At 52.1% G+C, this 24,809-nt stretch carries 21 protein-coding genes and 1 pseudogene; 9 read left to right on the top strand and 13 right to left on the bottom strand.

The features are described from left to right. Nucleotides 1-371: 371 nt before the first annotated feature. Nucleotides 372-1,733, top strand: a complete 1,362-nt coding sequence (gene ltrA / locus AJE_RS07340; protein WP_237709278.1) for a group II intron reverse transcriptase/maturase — start codon at nt 372-374, stop codon at nt 1,731-1,733. 300 nt (nt 1,734-2,033) lie between these two features. Next, on the top strand, nt 2,034-2,588 hold the full coding sequence (locus AJE_RS07335) for a hypothetical protein (RefSeq protein WP_008950320.1): 555 nt from the start codon (nt 2,034-2,036) through the stop codon (nt 2,586-2,588). Nucleotides 2,589-2,714: 126 nt separating this feature from the next. Here the strand turns inward: AJE_RS07335 and AJE_RS07330 are convergent, their stop codons facing one another. From AJE_RS07330 to AJE_RS07305, 6 genes and pseudogenes are all read right to left on the bottom strand, one after another. Further along, nucleotides 2,715-3,392: a response regulator transcription factor gene (locus AJE_RS07330; protein WP_237709321.1), complete on the bottom strand. Its 678-nt coding sequence runs from the start codon at nt 3,390-3,392 to the stop codon at nt 2,715-2,717. Next, a complete protein-coding gene (locus AJE_RS07325; RefSeq protein WP_008950319.1) occupies nt 3,370-4,977 on the bottom strand; it encodes a sensor histidine kinase in 1,608 nt (535 codons plus the stop codon). The genes AJE_RS07330 and AJE_RS07325 overlap by 23 nt, the downstream gene beginning before the upstream one ends. 80 nt (nt 4,978-5,057) lie before the next feature. Next, a complete protein-coding gene (locus AJE_RS18120; protein WP_008950318.1) occupies nt 5,058-5,201 on the bottom strand; it encodes a DUF1826 domain-containing protein in 144 nt (47 codons plus the stop codon). Continuing rightward, nucleotides 5,179-6,032 (bottom strand): annotated as a pseudogene (locus AJE_RS18115) (GTP-binding protein). The gene AJE_RS18120 and the pseudogene AJE_RS18115 overlap by 23 nt, the downstream one beginning before the upstream one ends. A gap of 269 nt (nt 6,033-6,301) precedes the next feature. Beyond that, nucleotides 6,302-6,610: a type II toxin-antitoxin system RelE/ParE family toxin gene (locus AJE_RS07310; RefSeq protein WP_008950315.1), complete on the bottom strand. Its 309-nt coding sequence runs from the start codon at nt 6,608-6,610 to the stop codon at nt 6,302-6,304. Nucleotides 6,611-6,615: 5 nt separating this feature from the next. After that, nucleotides 6,616-6,858, bottom strand: a complete 243-nt coding sequence (locus AJE_RS07305; RefSeq protein ID WP_008606656.1) for a type II toxin -antitoxin system TacA 1-like antitoxin — start codon at nt 6,856-6,858, stop codon at nt 6,616-6,618. A gap of 230 nt (nt 6,859-7,088) precedes the next feature. On the opposite strand from AJE_RS07305, the gene AJE_RS07300 reads away from it, so the two are divergent. Further along, on the top strand, nt 7,089-7,265 hold the full coding sequence (locus AJE_RS07300) for a hypothetical protein (protein WP_008606657.1): 177 nt from the start codon (nt 7,089-7,091) through the stop codon (nt 7,263-7,265). A 135-nt stretch (nt 7,266-7,400) separates the two neighbouring features. On the opposite strand, the gene AJE_RS07295 is transcribed toward AJE_RS07300, so the two are convergent. Genes AJE_RS07295 through AJE_RS18420 form a run of 5 tightly spaced genes read right to left on the bottom strand, consistent with a single transcriptional unit; the run spans nt 7,401 to nt 12,213 of the window. After that, nucleotides 7,401-9,080: a M28 family peptidase gene (locus tag AJE_RS07295; RefSeq protein ID WP_008950314.1), complete on the bottom strand. Its 1,680-nt coding sequence runs from the start codon at nt 9,078-9,080 to the stop codon at nt 7,401-7,403. Further along, nucleotides 9,080-10,441 (bottom strand): dihydroorotase, encoded by a 1,362-nt coding sequence (locus AJE_RS07290; RefSeq protein WP_008950313.1) that lies wholly within the window; start codon nt 10,439-10,441, stop codon nt 9,080-9,082. The genes AJE_RS07295 and AJE_RS07290 overlap by 1 nt, the downstream gene beginning before the upstream one ends. A 59-nt stretch (nt 10,442-10,500) precedes the next feature. Further along, nucleotides 10,501-11,577: a CobW family GTP-binding protein gene (locus tag AJE_RS07285; RefSeq protein ID WP_008950312.1), complete on the bottom strand. Its 1,077-nt coding sequence runs from the start codon at nt 11,575-11,577 to the stop codon at nt 10,501-10,503. Beyond that, entirely contained in the window at nt 11,567-12,001 is a 435-nt protein-coding gene (locus AJE_RS07280) for a TraR/DksA C4-type zinc finger protein (RefSeq protein ID WP_008950311.1), read from the bottom strand. Before AJE_RS07280 ends, AJE_RS07285 begins: the two co-directional genes overlap by 11 nt. Then, nucleotides 11,998-12,213: a hypothetical protein gene (locus AJE_RS18420; RefSeq protein ID WP_138984207.1), complete on the bottom strand. Its 216-nt coding sequence runs from the start codon at nt 12,211-12,213 to the stop codon at nt 11,998-12,000. The genes AJE_RS07280 and AJE_RS18420 overlap by 4 nt, the downstream gene beginning before the upstream one ends. 204 nt (nt 12,214-12,417) lie before the next feature. Here AJE_RS18420 and AJE_RS07275 point away from each other — a divergent pair, with 204 nt between their 5' ends. Continuing rightward, nucleotides 12,418-14,472 carry a TonB-dependent receptor gene (locus AJE_RS07275; RefSeq protein WP_008950310.1) on the top strand — a complete coding sequence of 685 codons (2,055 nt, stop codon included), beginning with the start codon at nt 12,418-12,420 and terminating at the stop codon, nt 14,470-14,472. A 194-nt stretch (nt 14,473-14,666) separates the two neighbouring features. After that, nucleotides 14,667-17,540: an insulinase family protein gene (locus tag AJE_RS07270; protein ID WP_008950309.1), complete on the top strand. Its 2,874-nt coding sequence runs from the start codon at nt 14,667-14,669 to the stop codon at nt 17,538-17,540. 69 nt (nt 17,541-17,609) lie between these two features. Here AJE_RS07270 and AJE_RS07265 read toward each other — a convergent pair whose 3' ends face one another. Further along, complete coding sequence (locus tag AJE_RS07265) at nt 17,610-18,956, bottom strand: GGDEF domain-containing protein (RefSeq protein WP_008950308.1); 1,347 nt, start codon at nt 18,954-18,956, stop codon at nt 17,610-17,612. Between the two features lie 183 nt (nt 18,957-19,139). Further along, a complete protein-coding gene (gene gorA / locus AJE_RS07260) occupies nt 19,140-20,495 on the bottom strand; it encodes a glutathione-disulfide reductase (protein ID WP_008950307.1) in 1,356 nt (451 codons plus the stop codon). A 207-nt stretch (nt 20,496-20,702) separates the two neighbouring features. Between gorA and prlC the strand changes: the two genes are divergently transcribed. The 4 genes from prlC to AJE_RS07240 are packed head-to-tail and all read left to right on the top strand — an operon-like array spanning nt 20,703 to nt 24,787. After that, on the top strand, nt 20,703-22,754 hold the full coding sequence (gene prlC, locus AJE_RS07255; protein WP_008950306.1) for an oligopeptidase A: 2,052 nt from the start codon (nt 20,703-20,705) through the stop codon (nt 22,752-22,754). Between the two features lie 31 nt (nt 22,755-22,785). Further along, nucleotides 22,786-23,292, top strand: a complete 507-nt coding sequence (locus AJE_RS07250) for a hypothetical protein (protein WP_008950305.1) — start codon at nt 22,786-22,788, stop codon at nt 23,290-23,292. Nucleotides 23,293-23,345: 53 nt separating this feature from the next. Beyond that, on the top strand, nt 23,346-24,047 hold the full coding sequence (locus tag AJE_RS07245) for a DNA-3-methyladenine glycosylase I (RefSeq protein WP_008950304.1): 702 nt from the start codon (nt 23,346-23,348) through the stop codon (nt 24,045-24,047). After that, nucleotides 24,044-24,787, top strand: coding sequence for a class I SAM-dependent methyltransferase (locus AJE_RS07240; protein WP_008950303.1), 744 nt, complete (start codon nt 24,044-24,046; stop codon nt 24,785-24,787). Before AJE_RS07245 ends, AJE_RS07240 begins: the two co-directional genes overlap by 4 nt. Nucleotides 24,788-24,809: the final 22 nt, after the last annotated feature.

Genomic DNA, 24,809 nt, shown 5'->3' with positions numbered 1-24,809 from the left:
AGCATGGGCGCATTCTTGGAGGTGCAAGTCCTCCCATAAGCTGGCTACAGCGAATGAAGTGAAGCGCAACTGCAGAACGGCGACGGACTGTGGGGAGGAAGCGTGGAGCGAAACTGCGAGCCGATGAACAAGAATCGGATATGAGGCGTGACTGAGCAGGGCGAGCAGGCATAATTCTGCGAAGCTCTTGTAGCCAAAGCTTTGTGACGTAAATCCGGCGGTTGTGCAGTGAAGGAATGCGTTCTTACCTGGGGAGATCTCGCCTCATGCCTGAAAGGGCGACGTAGTGATACGGAGCGAGAAGTCAGCAGAGGCCGTAGTAGTGGATAACACGAAGGGCCGAACGAGAAGGAGTGTGAAACGCGTTGTTGATGAATAACGTCATGCATCAGATGTCCAAAGAGTTGGAGCGAGGTAAGCAAAAGCAAGGTGAAGCCTTGTTGATGCCTACCCGTGATGAAACGGTATTCCCGCAACAACAGTTCAAACACACAGGGCAAAGCTTGCTTGAGCAGGCGCTTGCGAGGGAGAACATGCGCTTAGCGTGGCAACGCATTAAAGCGAACAAAGGTAGCGCCGGAGTAGATGGTCTGACGATAGCACAGACGGCAGAGCACCTTAAGGTGCAGTGGCCGGCTATCAAAGCGCAGCTGCTAAACGGCAGTTATCGTCCACAACCGGTACGCCGGGTCGGTATCCCGAAGAGTGATGGCACCGAGCGCGAGCTGGGTGTCCCAACGGTGACGGACCGACTCATCCAACAAGCGTTACTTCAGGTACTGCAACCGAAACTGGACCCACAGTTCAGTGAGCACAGTTATGGCTTCAGACCTGGCAGACGGGCCCAGAGCGCGGTATTAGCCGCGCAACGTTATGTGCAGGAAGGCTACCAGATAGTCGTTGATGTTGACTTGTCGAAGTTCTTTGACCGGGTGAACCATGACATTCTGATGGACCGACTGAGCAAACGGCTGGACGATAAAAGCGTACTGCATCTTATCCGGGCTTATCTGAACGCCGGCATCATGGCTAATGGCGTGGTGATAACGCGCCAAGAAGGCACACCACAAGGTGGACCGCTCTCGCCGTTGTTGGCGAATGTGCTACTGGATGAGGTTGATAAAGCCTTAGAGCAACGCGGCTATCGGTTCGCCCGTTATGCAGACGACTGCAATGTGTATGTCCGCAGTCAGAAAGCGGGAGAGCGGGTGATGGCGTGGCTGCGCAGGCTTTATGCGAAACTGCGTTTGCAAGTGAATGAAAGCAAAAGTGCGGTAGGCAGCGTGTTTGGCCGAAAATTCTTAGGGTACAGCCTGTGGCGAACCCGAAGAGGCGAGGTTAAACGCGCGGTATCTGAAGCGGCACTGATGCGTTTCAAAACACGGGTAAAGCAGTTAACACGCCGACAGACAGGGCGCAGCCTAAGTGAAGTCATTGCTGGGTTACGTCGCTATATGCTGGGTTGGAAAGGCTACTTCGGGTTATCCCAAACGCCCTACATCTGGCAAAGGTTAGATGAATGGATAAGACATCGTCTGAGAGCTATTCAGCTAAAGCAGTGGCGGCATGGCAAGCGCGCGTATGAAATGGTACGCAAGCTTGGCGGCACAGAAAATGTCGCCAAGCGGATTGCCGGAAACTACCGAAGTTGGTGGCGAAACAGCCAGATGTTACTCCATACAGTACTGACGATAAGCTACTTTGACAAACAAGGTCTTATAAGACTCTCATGACCTCAACTTCTCGAACCGCCCGGTGCGGACCCGCATGCCGGGTGGTGTGGCAGGGGCCAGTCAGTTACACTGACTGCCCCTATGCCGATTTGCGCTTTATCCCAACGGCTACGTTGTTGTCAGCCTTTGCCGGGTTTCATTTGCACAAGCACCGCTGGATTTTCAGGTTAATTTAATCTAAACACTGTGGCTTTTTCATCTTAGTCAGACCGTTTTGTTCATCGCAGCGCTTTAATATGCAGAGCAGTTAACAACAAACTTGGTGCCTGCGGAGTCGGGCCTGATTAAAAGGGTATAACGATGAAAATAGCAAAATTATCATTCTTTACCGCCAGTTTTTTACTGGCCGCCGCAGTGCAGGCAGCACCCGGTTATAAAAACGTCATTACTGACGCTGAACTGCAGGCCGCACAGCAGGCCTGGGGTGAGGCGCTGATCAGTATTAGTCAGGCTTATCAGCAAGGTGGTCGCGACCAGGCGACCAGTCGGGCTCGCGAGGTACTGGATGCGGCTTATGGCTATAACCTGGGCCCGGTATTGTTTAAACCGACGCTGGCCAGCGGTGAGCAGACTTTCCGCACCAGCTACGATGGCGCCCTGGCATACTTTGTCGGCGGTAACAGCGCCTTTGCTGATGACAGTGGTTTTGCCCTGAAAGGCTGGCAAGGTTATCAGTTCCGCAATGCGGCGGTGCACATTAACGGCGATCTGGCGTTGACGATGGGGCATGTGATGCTGACCAATGCGGCCGGCGAGGTGACCACTGTCGACAAAACCTGGGGTTTTAAAAAAGATGACCAGGGGGCGCTGCGGATCGTGTTACATCATTCCTCCCTGCCTTTTAGCGCAAACTAAAGGCAACAACATCCCCTCCTGAGTTCCCATCATGGCTTTTGGCTGGTAAGGCGCCTCTGCTTACCAGCCTTTTTTCGTCCCAAAAGACCACCGCCCGTGACAGCAAACGTCAACACGCCCTAAGGTTTACTCGGCCTGCAGGCAATAGCCCAGACCGCGCCGGGTGTGTAACAGTTTTTGCGGATGGTGCTCGTCCACTTTTTTGCGCAGCCGGGCCATATACACATCCACGATATTGGTCAGCGGATCTTCGTTCAGCCCCCAAACATTGGTCAGGATCCGCTCGCGGCTGTAAACTTTACCGCTATTGGCCATCAGCAGCTCCAGGATCGCCAGCTCTTTGGCGGTAAGCAGTAAATCACGGCCAGCCCGCTGCACCCGCATAGTGTCTAAATCTAACAATAAATCGGCAACCTGCAGCTGACGGCTTTGTACCGGGCTTAAGCCCCGTTTGGCCAGACTTTCAATCCGGGCTAATAATTCCTCGAAATGAAACGGCTTGCCGAGGTAGTCATCTGCGCCACAGCGTAGACCTTTTACCCGCTCTTCAACTTCCGATAACGCCGATAGCATCAGGATGCGGGCATTAACCTGCTGGCTGCGCAATTGCTGGCACAGGGTCAGGCCATCCACCTGCGGCAGCATGCGATCCAGCACGATAATATCCGGCTCGAACTGACGTACAGCCTCCAACACATCCCGACCATTGGTAATTACCTGCGTCAGATAGCCCTCAGCCTTCAGGCCGCGGGCCAGAAAAGCGGCAACCTTATCATCATCTTCAACGATCAGAATCTTCATCATTCACTCCCGGAAACAGCGGTAAGGTTAGCGTTACGCAGGTACCACGTGGTTGGTTCGCTGACAGGCGGATACTGCCATCATGAGCTTCCATAATATCTTTAGCAATACAAAGGCCGATACCCAGGCCATCCGGCCTGGCCTGTCGGGCGGCAGCGCTGCGGTAGTGACGGGCAAAGACCTGGGCGATTTCATCCGGCTGGATCCCGATACCCTGATCCGCCAGCGTCAGCTGTAACTCGGTCTCAGTAGCACAGAATTTCAGATTCAGCGCCGGAATGTCTTTGGCATATTGCCGGGCGTTATCGACTATGATGCGTAGCACGGCAGAAAACTTTTCGTCATCGACCAACAGGTAAAGTGGGTCGGCCGTACAACCTGAAATATCAGTATGCAGTGGCACAGCGGCGGGTAACCATTGCTGTATCGTGCTGATACTTTGCTGAATAAACTGTGCCAGCGGTTTGGTATGCAGCTGTACCTGACGCAGGCGATCCTCACCGCGTGCCAGCAGCAGTAAGTCGTCAATCCGGCGGCTAAGTTGCTGACTGGCACTGAGGATCCGGCCAAAGGCGTCCTGATAGTCGCTGGTGCTTTTCGGCTGACCGCGTAAGCTGATTTCGGCCTCGCCCTGAATACTGGTCGCCGGTGTTCTCAGCTCATGGCTAATGTCCGCCAGCAGTTGCTTTTGCCGGTACTCGGCCTGATGTAACTGGTCCAGGGCCTGCTGTAACTGACTGGTGCGTTCGGCAACCAGTTGCTCGGCCGCCAGCTGGCTTTGCTTTTCGCGTTTGGCATAGTCCGCAATATAGCCGGACATCAGATTAAACTGGCGCGCCAGTTCAGCAAATTCGCCCGGGCCCTGCTCAGCAATGCGGTATTCAAAATGCCCCTGCTGCAGCTGTTTCGTGCCATCCAGTAACGATTGCAGCGGCCGGCTTAGCGCGCGCGCCAGATAAAAACCCAGCATAATCGCCAGTACCAACCCCAGCAGACTAATTAAAATGGTGGTGCGTTTGACACTTTGTACTGCACTCAGGGCATCGCTTTCGGTGCTTTGGGCCCGCTGGCGTTGTCCGACTATGGCTTGTTGCAGCAATTCTGCCAAATCGGTGTCCTGGATTTTATCAAATAAACTGATTAGCGCTGTCCAACGTTCGGCATCATCTTTGTAGCGGGCAATTTCGCGGGTTTTCAGCGCCTGCTCCAGAGTTTGCAGATTGGTTTGCAACAGTGAAATCACCTTAACCTGTTGCATAGTGTGTTGTAAGTCTGCTTCCTGACTGTGATACAGCTGATCGCGAATGGCCAGCTGCTCCAAAGTGCTCAGTTGCTGCTGCATCCGGTTGAACAGGGTATCGCGAAATTGGGTATTGGCGTCGTCTGTTAGCAGATATTCGGCCAGCCAGACTTTTAGCCGCTGTTTATCTGCCCTCAGCGAAATAAATTCGGCCAGCATCTGGTTGGCAACCCGGTTGCGTTCAGTATGGAACTCGGAATTTTGCTGCGCCCAAAACGCCATGCCTGCCTGCAGCAGGATAATGCTTAGCAGTACACAGAGCGAGACTGCCAACTTTCGTAGAAACATGCTGCGCTGCCTATCTGGTCAAGTGAACGACCAGTATAGAGCTTTCAGCGAGGTTGATCATGAAAATCAGGTTAACGCGCTCAGTCTTGCCAAACCGGATCCAGTGTCAGTAGCAGGCGTGGTTCAGCCAGTGCCGGCGAGCGATGGCTAATGGCATAGGTGGCCATATTTTCCCAGCCACTGCCTTTAAGCAGTGCGACATCAGCCTGCTGTAGCTGCTGCACCCGGGCGTTGTTGTAACGCCAGATCGGCGATAAAGTCGTCCTTACCCGGTGCATCCTGCAATTGCTGTCGCAAAGCGGCCTGGTCGAGTTGCTGGCCAATAAACACCAGTTCCTGCCGGCAATCGCCAAAGGGACCATGAAATTGCGCCAAAATCGCTGCCTGCGATTCGGCATCGTCTGGCCACTCGTCGCGCGGCACGGCTTGCCAGAACAATCCGGCCATGCCATAGCGGGCAATGCCACCGGCCTGATGCCATTGCCAGGCATAATCGGGGGTACTGGCTAACCAAAAATAACCTTTTGAGCGCAGTAATTTGCCGGTTGGCCAATCTTGGTGTAAAAAATCATAAAAGCGCTGGGGATGAAACGGCCGCCGCGCGACAAAACTAAAGCTACTGATGCCATATTCTTCGGTTTCTGGCGTATGCTCACCGCGTAGCTCCTGTAACCAGCCTGGCGCCTGCGCCGCCTGCCGTCTTCATGTTCAAAGGTAAAGGTTTCGGCAATCGGCAGTGGCTCGGAAATCCCGGTCGATTCAATTACCAGATAGTCAAAACGCCGCTCTTGCGCCAGTTTGCCAATTTCCAGTAATAAATCTTCGCGCAGGGTGCAACAAATACAGCCATTGCTCATCTCGATCAGCTTTTCTTCGGCACGGTTCAGGCTGACTTCTTTATTAACCTGGGCGGCATCAATATTGATTTCACTCATATCATTAACGATCACCGCAATACGCAGACCATCGCGGTTATGCAGAATATGGTTCAGTAAGGTGGTTTTACCGGCGCCGAGAAAACCGGATAACACCGTTACAGGTAATGCTGTGGTCATGGAATAGCCTGTGCGTTGCTTTGCAATGTTATAGTATATCAATTATAACCTGCCTGAGTGGCAAGTCTATAGCCAATAGATTTCGCGATAGCGGCTTAGCAAAGACCGAGTAAACAGACTAATCAGGGGAAATGGTGCAAATCTACGCCCACAAGTAGCAGATCACTGTGCCAAGGGAACTGGAGCAGCAGATATGAATTAAGTTAGGTGGACTCCGCTTCACACTGTTAGGGACATAACATTGAGCGGTCAGCATTCTGACGGCGATCTTAACCCAATCGCTCTTTCAGCCGAGTCACAATATCCCGGCGTTCATGGATGATACCGATAATCACTGGTTTGGGGGATGCACCCTGTATATAAAAAATATAGTGGTATCGGTATTTTGCCACTAAAAGGTGAGGGAAAGTGCTTGAGAAAGATCTACCTGGTAGCGCTTTGGTAGCAATGGCATGGAAGGCCTCTTTAAGGCCGTCCCGGTACTGTTTCAGCATGTCGCTGCCCCAATGGTCCAGGGTATAGCGTGCCACTTCCAGCAGGTCTTGTTCTGCGTCGGCGGTAAGCACATAGGGCAGCATTGTTGTTAACCCTTTTCCCGTTCAGCCTCGGCAAAAATCTCGTCAACCGTGCGGGTGGCAAACTTACCCTGTTCGGCAGCCTGGATGCGCGGCGCCAGAAAGGTTTCCAGCGCTTTCAGGGCGCTTTCTTCATCACCATTAGGCAGTGTGCGCTCAAGTACATAGTCCTTGATGGATTTGCCTTGCAGGGCTGCGGCGGCTTTCAGGCGCTGATGCTGTGCCGGGGTAACTTCGATGGAAAGGCGCATGGGGAGCTCCTCGTCGCGATAAGGGACTTATGCCAAGTATAGGTTGGCTGTAGCAAATGTTCAATAGTAGACATTTGTTGTTTTGTTGGCAGCCAGATGAATATGGTTATTGTGCTGCCGTAAGATAAATTCAGTGCCCAGTGCTTTAATCCCGCCAACATTGATTTGTATAGCTCTTTGTAATAGCGGGTGAGTAAAGACAGGGTAATTAGATTAGTTATTGAGTCTGTTTGGCTTTTCTTTTAGGTCTGCCTGTTGATGTGATTATTGGTGTGAATGCCAAGGTGTTTGCTCAGGCGCAGGGCGTACCCTTTGTTAATGCAGCAGGTGAAGCCCTGACGCCGGCAACAATGCATTACTATTTTACTTTTGTTTCAACTTTTGTATTGGCTGCCGTTGGCGCCTAGGTGACTAAAATCATCTAATAACTCCGTTTTCTATGGGGTTATGATAGATAGATTTAGCGGTAAAGCACTGCGACAAATTGTCGCAGTGCTGGAACTACTCGGTGTGAGCCGCAGGGGACGTTGAAGGGAAGGTGCTTACTGCCTTGTTTGTCTTAATTGCTGTCCAAGCTGATAAAACTCACTTTGCGTTGACCAATTTGGCCATTGCCCGCTATTGGCTAGATCTTCCAGTACCAAATAATGCAGCTGAGTGTCTTGCAGTAAGGCACCAAAGTCCCAATCCGGGGTAAAGATATCATCCGGCGTATGGTAGCGCGCCTGAGTGGCTTGCAAAGCCGCTTCACCTACCGCTTTTCCACCCTGCAGGCTGTCGGTTCCCGGCCCCATAAAGAGTCCTGGAATACCGACCTGGGCAAAAGCAAACTGATCTGAACGGTAGAAAAAGCCTTTTTCAACTTCAGGATTGCCTATCACCACCCGTTGCTGCTTAGCGGCCTGAAATCTGACAACATCATCCAGCTCGGATTGTCCTAAACCGATGATCCAGATATCACGGGTTTCGGGCACTGGGAGTAGGGCATCGATATTAATGTTAGCGACAATCTGTGCTAATGGCACTGTGGGATTGGCAACATAGTGCTTGGTACCGAGCAAGCCTGATTCTTCCAGCGTGATCACTAAAAACAGCACTGAGCGCTCAAAACCGCCCTGAGCAACGGCTTGCTCTGCGATAGCTAACAAGGCGGCAACCCCACCGGCGTTATCAATGGCGCCATTGTAAATCGCTAGCGCCCCATCCTCTTTTGGAATGGCTCCGAGGTGATCCCAATGCGCGGTTACCACTAACCATTCGTCTGCACGGCTTTTGCCGGGTAAGGCAGCTAACACGTTATTCGAGCGGCCGGTCTGCACATCTAGCTTGATGCTGGCACTCAGCTGATGGCCTTCCAAGGCGACCGCCTGAAAACCTGGTTGGGCGGCACGGGTCTTCAGCGCCTGAAAATCTAAACCGGCGCTGGCGAATAACTGCTCAGCACCTTCAGTAGAGAGCCAGCCGATCACCGGTGTTTTGGCACTTTGATTATTGGCTAAATCAAATTGGGCGCGCTGCATCATATTTTGCACCACATTAAAGCCATAACCGGCAGCTGCGGTATCGTGCACAATTAAACAGGCTGCGGCTTGTTGCCGGGCACATTCTTCATATTTGTAGGTCCAGCGGCCATAGTAGGTCATCTCCTCGCCTTTAAATAAGGCGGGATCTTTACTGGCAAAGCCTGGATCATTTACCAGCACGATAACCGTTTTACCTTTGGCATCCAGTGCCGCGAAATCATGCCATTGATACTCGGGAGCAACCACGCCATAGCCGGCAAACATAATATCGCTGGCACTCAGATTTACCTCTGTTTGCCCGGTACGGGAGCTAACCACGATATCTGTGCCTACCTGCGGTTGCCAGCCATTAGCACTGCCGGTTAAACGGACTTGCGGCTGACCGATATTCGTGACCTGCATATAGGGTACAGCCTGAGTAAAGCTGTCATTATTACCGGCTTGTAAGCCCAGTTGTTGGAATTGTTGTACCAGATAATCGACGGTAAGAGTTTCGCCCTCGGTACCCGGCTGGCGGCCTAAAAAGGCATCACTGGCCAGTTGTTGGATATGCCGGCTTAACTGCTCAGCCTGAAATTCAACCTGTGCTGTACTTTGATGGCCATCGGCATTTTGCGACAGGCTGGGTTCGGGGGCTTTGCCGCAACCGGCAATGATTACAACCGCACTAAGTAGTGGTAGTACAAAATGTTTTTTCATCAAAACTCCTGCTCAAAGGTTTCTGCAAAACGAAAGGCTTGCCCTTGCGGCTGCCCCTGCACCTGATCACTGTGCATCACCAGTTTGCCGTTAATTAGGGTAGCAATAGGCCAGCCGGTTACTCTTGTACCATGATAGGGCGTCCAACCGACTTTACAGGCAATCCAGCTGTTGTCGATCTGACGTTGTGCCGCTAAATCAACCAGCGTTAAATCGGCATCATAGCCCACGGCTAGCCGGCCTTTGCCGATTAAACCAAAGATCCGTGCCGGATTGCTGCTGATTAAATCAACCAATCTTAATAGACTCAGGCGCCCGGCAGCAACGTGATTCAACATTATCGGCAGCAGAGTTTGTACCCCGGTCATACCGCTTGGAGAATCCGGATAGCTTCTGGCTTTCTCTGCCAGTGTATGGGGGGCATGATCGCTACCGAGGATATCGACAGTGCCATCGCTGATCCCCTGCCACAGCGCGGCTTGATGCCAGGCTTCCCGTACCGGCGGATTCATCTGTGCCAGGCTGCCTAATTGCTGATAGCAATCCGGTGCCACCAGTGACAAATGATGAGGCGTGGTCTCCACCGTAAGCCAGTGTTTAAAGGCTGCCAGATACTGCATTTCCTCCGCGGTCGACACATGCAGGATATGCAGCGGGCGCCTGGCTTGCTGGGCCAGTGCCACAATTCGTTGTGTGGCCAGGAAGGCACTTTCGCTATCGCGCCAGACTGTATGATTACGAACATCATTAGCGGTTAACGGCTTGCGTGCTCTTAAGCGCGCTTCATCCTCGGCATGGATCGCTACCCGCCGCTTACCATCCTGTAAAATGCTTAACAAGAGTTCATCTTGCTCTGCCAGTAAGTCGCCAAAGGAGCTCCCCATAAATACCTTAATACCGGCACAGCCCGGTAGCTGCTCTAATTGGGCTAATTGCCCCAAATTTGCGGCGCTGCCACCGATATAAAAGGCATAGTTGCAGTAGCTGTTTTGGGCCGCGATATCGAGTTTCGCTTGCAGGCAAGCGGCAGACAAGGTCAGTGGATTGGTATTCGGCATCTCGAAGAAGCCGGTAACGCCGCCCAACACAGCGCCTTTACTGCCGTGCGCAATATCTTCTTTATGGGTTAAACCCGGTTCACGAAAATGCACCTGCGTATCGATAGCGCCGGGTAATAGGTGCAGACCAGTGGCGTCCAATTGTTCGGTAAAGGTCCAGCCGCTGGCGCCGATAGCGGCTATCTTACCAGCAACCACCGCCAGATCTGCCTGAATGATGCCGGCCGGTGTGACCAGCTGTCCATTCCGAATCAAGAGATCGGCATGTTTTTGCTGTATTTGTTTAAGAAAAGCACTTGCCATCAAATTGCTCCTTAATAGGGAGGGGGAAGCGGCAAACACGCTGTTTCACCGCCTTGGGCTTAAAGCAAAAAGGTTTCTATGGTTCTGGCCAGTGTTTCCCGCTCGATATCATAGGTAATAAATACCAAACGGGTTTGCCGGTCAGCGTCAGGCCAGGCAGTTAAAAAGGCCGCCGGATGAAAGATATGTTGCACCCCATGGATCACCACAGGGCCGGAGTGCCCCACGACATTAACAATGCCCTTCACCCTGAGCATATTCGAGCCCATTAACTGCATCAGGATATTAAGCCAGCCTTCCAGCCGACCAGGTGTAATGGCTTGTGGCAGCGTAAAGCAATGCGCCTTGATATGATCATTATGGCGGTTGGGGTCATTCTGGCTAAGCGTGGTACTGGGCGCGCTGAGACTGGCAAGTTGCCCCGGCACAGTGTCACTCAGGCTGGTCAGTGAAAAGGCGGCACTGTTTAGCCATTGCCGCAGTGGGATAGTGCTTTGCTGAGGTTCAATATGGTCAAGACTCAGCAGCGCTTGTGGTTCTAAGTTGCCTTGCTGGATGGTTCTGATCTGAGCGGCCGGATTAAGCTGCTTTAACCGTGCAGTAAGCTGCGCCAGCTTTGGTGTTGGCTCAGCTTGTAAATCGGTTTTAGTTAGTAGCAACAAATCTGCTACCGCCACCTGCTTTTGCGATTCCGGATGCCGGTCCAGGGTTGCGGCAGCATGCAGGGTGTCGAGTGTGGTAATAACACCTTGTAGCCGGTATTTGGAGGCGAGGGTAATATCCGTCATCAGGGTATGCATAATAGGTGCTGGCTCAGCCAGGCCCGTGGTTTCAATAATCACCCGATCGAAACTGCGCTCGCCCTGGCGGGAGAAGCGCCAGTGAATATCACGCAAGGTTTTAGCCAGATCGCCTCGGATGGAGCAGCATAAGCAGCCACTGGCCAATTCGATAATCGTATCGTCACTGGCATGGCTGACCAGTAAATGATCCAGGCTGACAGTGCCAAACTCATTAATAATAATCAGGGTTCTGGCCAGCTCTGGCTGTTTTACCAGCTGGTTTAATAAGGTGGTTTTGCCACTGCCTAAAAAGCCAGTCAGTAAAAATACCGGTAAACGGGTGTTATTCGTCATAAAAATGTTTCTCAGCGCCTTCGTGCAGTAGTTTGACATCGGCGCAGTATTCCGAGACCGGCCTGATAAATAAGCGCGCCAAACCAATAGGCTCACCCGTTTCCAGGCAGTAACCGAATTCCTTGCGGGCGATGCGCTTTAGCGCCTGATCAATTTTTGGTAATAGCTTACGCTCGCGATCCATAATGCGCAGGCTAAGCCTCGACTCTTCTTCATATTGCGCCCGATCAACTTCATCACTAAGCTCTGGTGGGCTACTAAGCTGCTGTTTTAGTTCATCGATATGCAACATAGTGCGTTGTTTTAAATCGAGTAAATACCCTTTAAAAAATTCGAGTTGTTCTTCATTCATATAGTCTTCGTCTGGCGAGGCGAGCAGCCTGGCATGCTGCTCTGCGCGTTGGCTCAGATATTCGGCAGTCATATCTTTACTCCTGTTGCAAGCCGGGCAACTGCATCGTGGGGATGCAAGCTGTCCTGATGCTTGAATTCAATTGAGAACATAGGAAATTGCGTGCTGGGTAAATCAATACCTTGCATACCCACATAATCTAAATCGTTCCCAGGGTTGCTAAGGTGAGCCGAGGTGATCTCAATTAGCGATGAAGGGCTGATTTCAGAGGATAGTTGCAACATAGTACGGTCTGCGAGCTGAACAATAATGTGATATTATCACATTGTTGTTCAGGGCCAAGCACTTTGCGCAAATTAGCGCTTACTCCAGCTTGCACGGCTAACAAGCTTATAGCCCTGGTTTTTCCGGTGTTAATCGAACAGAGCTTGCAGCGTATTGCGCTGCACTTTAGGATGCGGCAACTCTTAGAAGGTGAATAAATTGTGATGTTTAAACTAGCCAAAATCTCGTTAGCCGTAGTGACGGTGCTGGCACATAGCCAGGTTGCGTATGCGGAGCAGTCAGAGGCCATTGCTTCAGAGGCTGCTGCTAAAGTGGAACGTATTGAAGTGCGCGCTTCAGGTTTAAAGCGCGAAGTGGTCGAAATGGCCGGTCCGGTTTCGGTATTAAGCGGTGAAGAGCTGCTGCGCCGCACCGACGTCAGTATTGGCGAAACGCTAAAATACGAAGTGGGCGTACATGCCAATTATTATGGCCCGGTGGCCTCGAGGCCGGTGATCCGGGGTTTAGATGGCGCCCGGGTACAGGTCGTGCATAACGGCATGGGCACCGGCGATGTGTCGCGGGAGGGACCGGATCATACTATTACCGCCGATGCAGTAACGGCACAGCAAATTGAAGTGTTACGGGGGCCCGCAACGCTACTGTATGGCAGTGGTGCCATTGGTGGCGTGATCAACGTGGTCGATAACCGGATCCCACAGCAAAGGCCACAGCACAGCGATACCGTGATCCAAACCCGATTTGGTACTGCCGCCAGTGATCGTAGCTTAAGCTTTGCCCATGATAATGGCGCAGAGCAGTTTGCCTGGCACCTTGATGGCAATGTGCGTAAAGGCAATGACTATCGCGTACCTTTATATCAAAACGATGAGGGGGATAGCAGTAAGCGCTTGCAAAACTCCTGGTCAGAGCATCAGGTGCTGAATATCGGCTCCAGCTATATTGCCGAGCAAGGCTTTGTTGGTGTTAGCTATGGCATCATAAAAACGGAATACGGCTTACCGGAAGGCCCTGCTGCAGCAGAGGAAGAAGGTGAATATATTAAGCTTAATCAGCGGCGGGTTGCTCTGGCAGCGGAATATCGGCCAGTGAACAGCCTGTGGCAAAGTGTTACTGCTGATATTGCCTTTACCGATTATGATCATGCTGAATTTGAAGAGGGTGAGCCGGGTACTGAGTTTTTAAGTGAAGCTCTGGAGCTACGTACTACAGCAACCTATGAACTGGCAGACAGCTGGCGCGGTATTGTTGGTTATCATGCTAATTTGCGGGATTATCAGGCCTTAGGCGAGGAAACCTTTACGCCAAACACTGATACTGACAGCCATGCCCTCTTTATGTTGCATGAAAAACGCTTTGGTGTCATTAAGCTGGAATTTGGTAGCCGCTACGAGCAGCTCACGCATCAGGCCTATGAGCTAACCGACAGCCTGGGCAGCCGTGATCTAAAACAAAAATTTAATTTGTTTAGCTGGTCTTTTGGCGCGGTTTACGATGTTATGCCAAATCAGCAGCTGACCTTATCTTACAGCCAGGCTCAGCGAGCACCTGCCGCCAATGAACTCTACGCTAACGGCATTCATATCGGCACCCGCTCTTACGAGATTGGCGTAGGCTACGAGGTGAGCAATAGTAACGGCGCGACGCAAATTGTGCATAATCCGGCGCTTGCCAGCGCTGAGCAGGCCAATAACATTGATTTAGGTTGGCGCGGGCAATTTGCCAATATCAGCACTAATGTTAATCTGTTTTACAATCAAATAGATAATTACGCCTTTTTAGCCAATCTTGGTTTTGAGATTGCTGATTTTGCCGCTTACCAATATCAGCAGCAAGATGCCCGTTTACATGGTATGGAAGCCAGTATTAGCTGGCAAATTACCCCTGAACATCAAGTTACGCTGATCGGTGATACCGTGGTCGCCCGTTTACGCGATGGTGGTTATTTACCACGGGTTCCGTCCTACCGTTTAGGCGCCGAGTATGCTTATCGGGCAGATAGCTGGGGCGGGCAGCTTGGACTGACGCACTATGGTAAACAAAACCGGCTGGCCGAAAATGAAAGCGCGACCGCGGGCTACACCCTACTGGAAGCGGGCCTGAACTATTACTTCGACTGGCAGCAACAGGAAGTGATGGCCTTTGCCAAGGTGCAAAACCTGACCAACCGCCTGGGCTTTGTGCACAGCTCCTTTATTAAGGAAGACGCGCCTCTGCCGGGACGACAGTTGGTACTGGGTTTACGCTTAAGTTTCTAACCACCCCTCCATCCTCGATACACCATTGCCGGACGGCTTGCTGAACGGCAATGGTGCCCCTGCAGCTTAGCGCTGCCGCCCTTGTGACATATTTTCTTACAAATCCGCTACCGCTCAGACTGGCGTGTTATTAGCGTTTTCGTTAGTATCAGGCTACGTATTTTTTACATTTTTTCGGTAGAAGGATCCGCAAAATGAAAAAACTGTTTATTGTCAGTGCAGTAGCTTTAGCTGTAATCACTGGCTGTGCCCAGCAACAACCGGTGTCACAAGGAACCGCTGTCGAGCAACAACAAGCTACCGCGATTCTGGTTAGCCCTAACGATCAACGCCAGTATAAAACCCTGACCCTGCCGAATAAAATTGAGGTGATCCTGGTATCGGATCCAACCACTGAGAATTCAGCGGTGTCGCTGAGCGTCGGTGCCGGCATGTTGCAAGACCCGATGACACAGCAGGGCCTGGCGCATTATCTGGAGCATATGCTGTTTATGGGTACTGAACGCTACCCGGATCCGGCGGAATACAGCAACTTTGTCAGTCAGCATAACGGGGCCGCCAATGCCTATACCTGGCTTGATATCACCAACTATATGCTGCAGATCAACAATCAGGCCTTTGATGAGGCCTTAGATCGTTTTTCTGACTTCTTTAAAAGCCCGAAATTCTATCCTGAGTATTCAGATAAAGAGCGTAATGCCGTCAACGCCGAGCAGTCAATGCGCCGTGAACAGGATTTCCTGGCGCAGTTTGAGCTGATGCGTCGGATGTTTGGCGAGCACCCGTCAAACCGTTTTCTGGCGGGCAGCCTGGAAAGTCTGAGCGACAAGCCGGGTAGCAAGCTGCATGATGAAATGCTGGCCTATTTTGATAAGTACTACTCGGCCAATAATATGAAGCTGGCGCTGATTAGTAATTTGCCACTGGCTGAGATGGAGCTGCTGGCGCGTAAGCATTTTGGCGAGATCGTCAATAAAGATATTGAGATCCCAAAGGTAACAGCCGAACTGGATAATAGCCTGTTTGGTGCGAAGCGCATTCACTATGTACCGAATCAGGATGTGAAACAGCTGCGGTTAGATTTTACCATCCGTAACAACAGCGAGCAGTATGCGGTTAAGCCCAATGAATTTATTGCGTATTTATTACGTTCTGAAATGCCGGGTACTGCCGCCGCTCAGCTAAAAGCGGCAGGCCTGGTTTCCAGCTTTAATGTCTCGGTGACCCCTGATCTTTATGGTAACTACGGTACCCTGGCGATAGATATGAACCTGACTGATGCCGGTATGCAGCAGCGGGAAGCCATCACGGCGGTGGTGATGCAGTATCTGGATCTGATTAAGCAGCAGGGTGTCGATAGCAAATACTATAACGAGATCAAAACCAGCCTGGCCAATCAGTTCCAGTTTCTTGAGAAAACCGATGGTTTTGGCTACGTCGCCGGTTTAACCGCCGCGATGTTAAAGCTGCCGGTAAAACATGTGGTGGCAGCCCCCTATATTTACGAGCGTTTTGATGCAGAGGCCATCAATGATGTGTTAACCCAGCTGACACCGGCCAATCTGCGGGTGTGGTATATCAGCAAGCAGGAGCCACATGACAGCGAGCTGATCCGCCATGTCGGTAAATATAAAATCGTTGATATCACTGCCGAAGAAAAAGCCGCCTGGCAACAACCGCTGGTGGCGTTAAACCTGCCGATGGTCAACCGCTTATTACCGGAAAGCTTCGCCATCAAAGCCCGTAGCGCGCAGCAAAAACCTGAGCTGGTTGTCGAGCAGCCGGGCATTAAGGCCTGGTTATATCCAAGCCAGGCGTTTGCCGACCAACCTAAGGGCCGGCTGGATATCGTGCTGAATAGCCCGGCGGCACAGCAGGATATTAAAGCCCGGGTCGCCTTTGCGCTGTGGCGTGATCTGTATAGCCTGGAGCAAAGTGCACTTCGCACCGAAGCCAGTGCTGCCGGCATGGATGTTTGGTTAAATGATGGTAATGGCCTGATATTAAACCTGGACGGCTTTACCGATAAGCAGCCGCTGTTACTGGAGCAATTATTAGCCGGTTTAACACCGAAGATCACGGCGGACGGTTATGCGCAGGCGGTTGACCGCTATGTGCGGGGCCTGGCAAACCAAACCCGGCAGGTACCATTCCGTCAGGCATTCTGGGCCTTTAACAGCCTGTATCGTGGCGGCAGCTATAATCCGGAGCAGTTAATTGCGACAGCTCAGGCGATGACGGCGGCCGATCTGCAGCAATTTATCGCCAGTACACTGCAGCAAAATCAGGTACGGGTGTTTGCTTTTGGTAATTACGATAAGCAGGATGTGCAAACTCTGGTAGCCAAGTTACAGGCCGCCTTACCGGCTGATCGTACGGTAACGCCTTACACACAAAGCCCGTTCTGGTTACCCAAGCCGGGTGATGTGATTACCCTGCAGCGTGATATTGATGTCACAGACGTGGCCTTAGTGGATATGCATGTGCATCCGGTTAAAGGGATGGCAAGCCGGGCAGCGGCCAGTGTGCTGGCTTCGCACTTCTCCAATCAGGCGTTTGACAAACTTCGTACCGAAGAGCAATTAGCTTACGCTGTGGGTGGTACGGCGATTGATCTGAACGATTACACCGGTTTTGGTTTGTATATTCAGACCCCGGTCAAGGGCCCGGCTGATATGCAGCAGCGCTTTGAGGAATTTAAACAGCAGTATTGGCAAACCCTGCAGCAGGTCACGCCGGAGCAATTTGCCACCTTAAAGCAAAGCTTGCTGATTAGTCTGAACGAGCCACCAAAAAATCTGCAGGAAGAAATGGGACCTTTAGTCAGTGACTGGTATCGCGAGCGCTTTGATTTCGATTCCAAGCAACAACTGATTGCGGCTGTGGAGCAGGTAACCTTAAAGGATGTGCAGGACTTCTACCAACAAACGCTGCTTAACCCGCAGGCCGCCCGCTTATCGGTGCAAATGCGTGGTACCAGCTTCCGCGAGCAACCCTTCGCCAGCTTGCCAAATCAGCGCCTGGTAACGGATATTGCTCAGTTCCAGCGCCAGATGGCTAAGCAATAACGTCCATATCGGCTAACTGAATCATAGCGCCGGCAATTGCCGGCGCTGTTTTTTAATCAATCTCGGAATTTACGGTAGATTACTGTTTGCTGGTTGATAAAAGCATACGGCCTGCCCAGCATGGCGTTTCTTAGCCTGATACATGGCAATATCCGCCAGATGCAGCAATTGCGGTTGTTCACGACTATCCTGCGGAAACAGGGCAATGCCGATACTGCAGGAGATATCGACCGTTAAACCGGCAACGGAATAAGGTTCGCTGATTTGTTGCTGAATCCGTTCCGCCAGCGGCAGTACCTGTGCCGGTAACGGCTGGCTGCTGATAAAGCCGGTGAGTACCACGACAAATTCGTCACCGCTTAAACGCCCGCTAAGATCGGCGGCGCGGGTACTGCTGTGTAAGCGCTGCGCCACCTGCTGTAGTACCAAATCACCCACCGCATGACCATAGCAATCGTTAACCGGTTTAAAACGGTCTAAATCGATAAATAATAACGCCAGAGTATCGCCGCGTAACTGACACAAGGCCAGCTGCTGCTCCAGCATTTTATAAAACAGCGTCCGGTTGGCTAAACCGGTCAGGGGGTCATAAAAGGCTTGTTTGGCAAGCTCGAGATGTTGTTGTTTTTGTTCGGTAATGTCTCTGGCAACGCCGACGTATTTGAGCAAATGCCCATCAGCATCAAAGATCGGTGCGGCAGTAGAGGTATGCCAGCATAACTGGCCATTTTTATGGAAGATCCGGTATTCAATACTGCCTTGTTTGGTGGCAGTTAGCAGTAAGCTTTGCATAAAGGCAAAGCAGCGCGCCAGATCGTCCTGATGCACAAAATGATCAAAGGTGTTGCCCATCACCTCAGTCGGATGATGACCCAAAATGTCCTGCCAGCTCGGTGAGACATAGGTTAAGCAACCATCAGGCGTTAAGGTAAAAATGATATCGCGGGCGCTTTCAACCAAAGCGCGAAACTCAGCTTCACTTTGCCGTAATTTTTGCTCGGCGTCTTTGCGCTGGCTGACATCATTGGCAAAGCCACTAAATAATATGCTGCCGTCTGGCAAGACTTTGGGAAAATCAAAGGCCTCTAACCAGACGATCCGCTCATCAGGACGAATAATCCGCAGCTCAGCATGCCAGGGCTTAAGTTGGGCCGCACATTCGGCCGACGTTTGATACACCCGCTCGGCATCAGCCGGGTGGATACGGTCAAGCAGCAGGCTGGCATCCTGCATAATCGCCTGCGCCGGAATACCAAATAGGGCTTCGCTGTTTTCCGAGGCGTAAACATAATGGAATTGCTGATCGGGGGTTTGTTTTAACTGATATAAAAAGCAGGGTAAATGCCGCGCCAGTTCGGCCAATGGGCCGAACAACTGTTCGATAGAGGAGCTAACCGGTTCTGACTTTTTGTCCATGCCCAGCCTAAGCAAAAAGTTATCACTTTACTGTAACCAGACTTGTTAAGGCTTGCCAGTAATTCTGCGAAAAAAGTCTGTAAGAGTGGGGTTTTGGTCATCCGCCCCCCATCATTACAGGAGAATACTGCTGCCATAACAAGGTTGCGATACGCCGGCCAGAACATCACCGGCGCTATTACGCTAGCGCATTGTAACAAACTCTTCCGCCGACGTTGGATGCAGCGCGACGGTGGCATCAAAGTCAGCCTTGGTAGCGCCCATTTTTATGGCAACGGCAAAGCCCTGCAGCACCTCGTCCATGCCCTCGCCAATACCATGCAGGCCAATAACTTTTTCTTCTGCGCCTAAGCACACCAGTTTAAAGGTACTGAGCGCACGATGCGGGGTAATGGCGTTGTACATCGCCGCAAAGCTGGAGCGATACACTTTAATCTGCTCTTTGCCATACTGCGCTATGGCTTGCTGTTCGGTCAGACCAATAGTGCCAATCGGCGGGTGGCTAAAGACGATAGTGGGGATCAGCGAATAGTCCATTTTCGCATCCGGCATAGCCGGGTTAAATAAGCGCTCGGCCAGCATACGGCCGGCTTTTACTGCCACCGGCGTCAGTTGTGCTTCGCCGGTAATATCACCGACGGCATAAATGCCAGGTACATTGGTATTTTGATAGGCATCGGTGCGGATAAAGCCTTCGCTATCTGGCACCACACCGGCGGCGGCCAGGTTAAGCTGATCGGTTGCCGGTTCACGGCCAATGGCCCAGATCAGACAATCGACATTAAACAGGATACTGCCATTTTTCAGATAAACGGTTAGCCGGCCTTCGCCGGCGGCTTCTACTTTCGCTACTTCGGCTTCGGTATGCAATTGCAGTTCATCCTGCTGCATCCGGCTGAGCAGGGCGTCGGTAATATCGCGATCAAAGCTGCGCAGTGGCCGATCGCCCCGCACCAATAAATGCGTTTCAGTGCCAAGGGCATGCAACACACCGGCAATTTCTACTGCGATATAGCCGGCACCGACGACGACTGCTTTGGTAGGTTGTTGCGTCAGGGCAAAAAAGCCGTCGGAGTCGATCCCCAGCTCAGCTCCCGGAATATCAGGTTTGGTCGGGCGGCCGCCAACGGCAATAGTGATATGATCGGCGGTAATGCGCTCACCGTTGACTTCCACTGTTCTGTGGTCGACAAAACGGGCAAAGCCCTGGATCAGTTCCACGCCATTACTGGCAAAACCACGCTGATAGGCGCCATGAATACGCTCAATATAGGCTTCACGGTTTTTGACCAGTGTGTCCCAGGCAAAGCCTTGCTGTTCCAGGTTAAAACCATAGCTCGGGCTATACTTTACCGCTTCAGCAATATGGGCGCCGTACCACATTACCTTTTTCGGTACGCAGCCGACATTAACACAGGTACCACCTACGGCTTTGGCTTCAATAACAGCCGCTGTCGCACCGCGTTGGGCAGCACGGTTAGCTGAGGCGATACCGCCGCTACCAGCACCGATAGCAAGATAATTATAATGACGAGTCATAACAGGGCCTGTCAGTTAATAGGGTAAAGATGAACCGGAATTTAAGGTTAAACCCTAAGTTGATAGATAGAGCAGATATAGGGCTAACCCGCGCGCAATACAAGCGTCAAGCCGCAGGATTTAGCAAACACACGGCTATTGGCGCTTGACAATATGCCCGCCGGCCCCAACATATTCACAATAGCGAATTTTACAGGAACCCTGCCGATGACTGCCGTGAGCGATAATCCGTTACTTAGCTTTACTGACTTACCACCCTTTTCGAAAATTCAGCCCGAGCAGGTAAAACCTGCGGTGGAGCAGGCGATCAGTGACGCCAGAGCCGTGGTTGAGCAGGTGGTTGCCAGTAGCGAGAACAGTTGGCAGGCGATAGTGGAGCAGTTAGAGCAGGGTTCGGATCGGCTAAATAAGCTCTGGTCACCGGTATCGCATTTAAATTCTGTGGCCAACAGCCCGGAGCTGCGAGCGGCATACGAGAGCTGTTTGCCGCTGTTATCTGATTTTAGCACCTGGCTGGGGCAGCATGAGGGCCTGTATCAAAAGTATCAGGCGCTGGCGCAAAGTCCGGAGTTTGCCGGTTTGACGACCGCGCAACAAAAGGTGGTGACCAATGCGCTGCGTGATTTCAAGTTATCCGGTATCGGTTTGCCAGAGCAGAAAAAGCAGCGCTATGGCGAGATCCAAAGCCGGCTGTCGGAATTAAGCTCCACCTTTTCCAACAATACGCTGGATGCGACTCAGGCCTGGTTTAAACAGGTCACAGATGAGGCTGAGCTCGCTGGTTTACCGGAGGATGCACGTATTGCGGCGGCTGAAGAGGCGCAAAGCCGTGAGCTAAGCGGTTGGGTGTTTACGCTGGAGTTCCCCAGCTATATCGCGGTGATGACCTATGCCGATAATGCGGCCCTGCGCGAAACAATGTACAGCGCCTATTGTACCCGCGCTTCTGATCAGGGCCCGACGGCCGGGCAGTTTGATAACAGCGCCATTATTGAAGAAACCCTGGCCTTAAAACATGAGCTGGCGCAGCTGCTGGACTTTAGTAATGCCGCCGAAGAGTCGTTGGCGACCAAGATGGCCGATAACCCGGCGCAGGTGCTGGACTTTTTAACTGATTTAGCGCGCCGGGCGAAACCACAGGCGCAGCGTGATTTGGCAGAGCTTAGCGCCTTTGCGCAAACTGAGTATGGTGTCAGCAGCTTAAACGCTTGGGATATCAGCTACTATGCCGAAAAGTTAAAGCAAGCCCGTTACGCGGTATCGGATGAGCAGTTACGGCCTTATTTTCCGGCCACTAAGGTGGTGCCGGGCTTATTTATCGTATTAGAAAAACTGTTTGGTATTCGGATTAGGGCGCGTGACGGCGTCGATGTCTGGCACCCGGATGTACAGTTTTATGATATTTTCGCCGCCGATGGCAGCTTGCGCGGCAGCTTTTATCTGGATTTGTATGCCCGCAGCAAAAAACGAGGCGGTGCCTGGATGGATGATTGCCGTGGCCGGCGCTGGCTGGCCGATGGCCAGCTGCAAACCCCGGTCGCCTATTTAACCTGTAACTTTAATAAACCGGTCGGTGGCAAGCCAGCTCTCTTTACCCACGATGAAGTGATTACCCTGTTCCATGAGTTTGGTCATGGCTTGCATCATATGCTAACCCAGGTCGATGCTGCTGCGGTGGCCGGTATTAATGGTGTGGCCTGGGATGCGGTCGAGTTACCAAGCCAGTTTTTAGAAAACTGGTGCTGGGCGCCTGAGGCGTTGCAGCTGATCTCCGGCCATTATGAAAGCGGCGAGCCACTGCCGGCCGACTTGCTGCAAAAAATGCTGGCGGCGAAAAACTTCCAGTCGGCGCTGTTTTTAGTGCGGCAACTGGAGTTTGCCCTGTTTGATATGCGGCTGCATGCCGAGTACGACCCGGCTTTGGGCGGTCGGGTCCAGCAATTGCTGGATGAGGTGCGCAGCCAGGTATCGGTGATAGTGCCGCCACGCTTTAACCGTTTTCAACACAGTTTTGGTCATATCTTTGCCGGTGGCTATGCCGCAGGCTATTATAGTTACCTGTGGGCCGAAGTGTTATCGGCCGATGCCTTTAGCCGTTTTGAAGAAGAAGGCGTATTTAACCCGCAAACCGGCCAGGATTTCCTGCACTGGATTTTAGAGCGCGGTGGCAGTGCCGAGCCAATGGAGCTATTTAAAGGTTTCCGTGGTCGCGAGCCATCAAATGAGGCCTTGCTGCGACATATGGGCATTGCCAGTTAAACTGGATACTGTATTAGTTTAAGGACAATCTATGAGCAAGCGAATCCCGCGCAAGCTATTCCCGCTGTTGCTGGCGACGGCAGCCTTAACACTCAGCGCCTGCCAACAGGCGGCCGGTACCGGTGAAGCCCGGGTTGCACCAGCGCCGCTGGTAGAAGCCATTGATCCGCAGCGTGATCCGATAAAAGCGACCCAAGCGAGGAAGCAACTGATGAGTCAAATTGAGCAAGTCGCTGACGTCAACGAGCTGCGCCGCGAAGTGCTGGCGTTGATTGCAGATAAAAGTGCTGACAATGTGCAGCAGTGTCTGGTATTACCGCTGGGGCATAAGCCTTGTGGGGGGCCGGCGGAATATGTCGCGGTCTCGACCAAAGGTAAGGATCAGGCGGCACTGTTAAAGAAACTGGAAGCCTATAATCAGGCAGCAGAGGCAGAGAATCTGCGGCTGGGCCGGATGTCTGACTGTGCGGTGGTACCTAAGCCGCAGGTGCAACTGGTTAACGGTCAATGTACGCTGGTTAATGAAGTAACCTATTAATCCTTCCAACGCTAAGGGCCGTGACTGACACGGCCACGATCGAGGTTAGACGCTTGCGTCAGGCAGAATCTTTTAAACTGATCTTACAGCGCGCCGAGGCCCGTAAAGGCGGCCCGGCGGCGCTGCGTGCTTTGCTGAGTGAACCACGCACTACTGCTGAACTTTCGGCCTTGCCGGATAATTTGCTGTTAGCCGAGCTGACCAAGAAAATTTTTCAGTCTGGCTTTGTCTGGCGGGTGGTGCGGCAAAAATGGCCGGGTTTTTGCGAAGTGTTTTTCGACTTTGATATCGAAAAAATGCTGCTGCTCAGTGATGAAATGCTGGAGCAAAAAGCGCAGGACCCCCGGATTATCCGTAATTTAAGCAAGGTGTTTACCATCCGTGATAATGCGCTGATGATTTATCATCTGCAGCGTGAGCATGGCAGCTTTGCGAACTTTATCGCCAACTGGCCAACAAGCGATATTATCGGGCTTTGGGCTTATCTGAAGAAGCATGGTGCCCGGCTGGGTGGCAATACCGGTCCTTATGCGCTGCGTGCCATCGGTAAAGATACCTTTTTGCTGACTCAGGATGTTGAAGCCTATCTGAAAGCCTATGGTGTGTTTGATGGCAGCATTAGCAGTAAAAAAAGCCTGCAACAGATCCAGCAGCAGTTTAATCAGTGGCAGCAGGAATCCGGACTGAGTTTACAGCAAATTAGTCAAACCATAGCGCTGAGTATTGGCGAAAACTATGCCGGGATGCAGCAATGAGTGTATTGCTCACCTCCTTACCGGCGGACTATGCCGATGAGCTACAACAGCGTTTCCCGTTAACGGTTATTACTGAGCCTGCTGGTTGGTACCTCTGTTGGGCAGATCAGGCGCTGGTATTGCGCCATGCCGATCTACCAAAGCAGGGCGATATTCTGGTCGATTTTGCCAGCGGTGCGGCCAGTTACCGGCGTCAGTTTGGTGGTGGCAAAGACGAAGCCATTGCCAAGGCCTGTGGCCTGAACAAAAAGCGCAACCTGAGTATTATTGATGCCACCGCCGGTTTAGGGCGTGATGCCTTAGTGCTGGCCAATCTCGGTGCCGCTGTGACCTTGGTAGAGCGCAATCCGCTGGTGGCGGCACTGCTGTATGATGGTTTGCGCCGGGCCGCGGCCAATCCGGCGACAGCAGAGCTCGCGGCGCGAATGCAGCTGCATTTTGCCCCGGCATTGCAGGCGCTGACGGAACTGCCGCCAGCCGATGTGGTCTATCTGGATCCGATGTTCCCACCACGCGAAAAATCGGCACTGGTAAAAAAAGAAATGCGCGCCTTTCATGACGTGGTGGGCAGCGATACCGATGCCGATGCGCTGCTGGCGCCGGCGTTACAGCTGGCGCGCTACCGCGTGGTGGTAAAACGCCCCGGTTATGCTGAAGTGCTGGCGCAACAAAGCCCGCAGCTAGTGGTAAAGGGCAAGAATAACCGCTTTGATGTGTATATAAATCAGGCGATTGCCTGATGTTAATTTAATAGCTTTGCGC

This window comes from Alishewanella jeotgali KCTC 22429 (assembly GCF_000245735.1).
Taxonomy (GTDB): Bacteria; Pseudomonadota; Gammaproteobacteria; order Enterobacterales; family Alteromonadaceae; genus Alishewanella; species Alishewanella jeotgali.
This window is presented reverse-complemented; position numbering and strand designations above follow the sequence as displayed.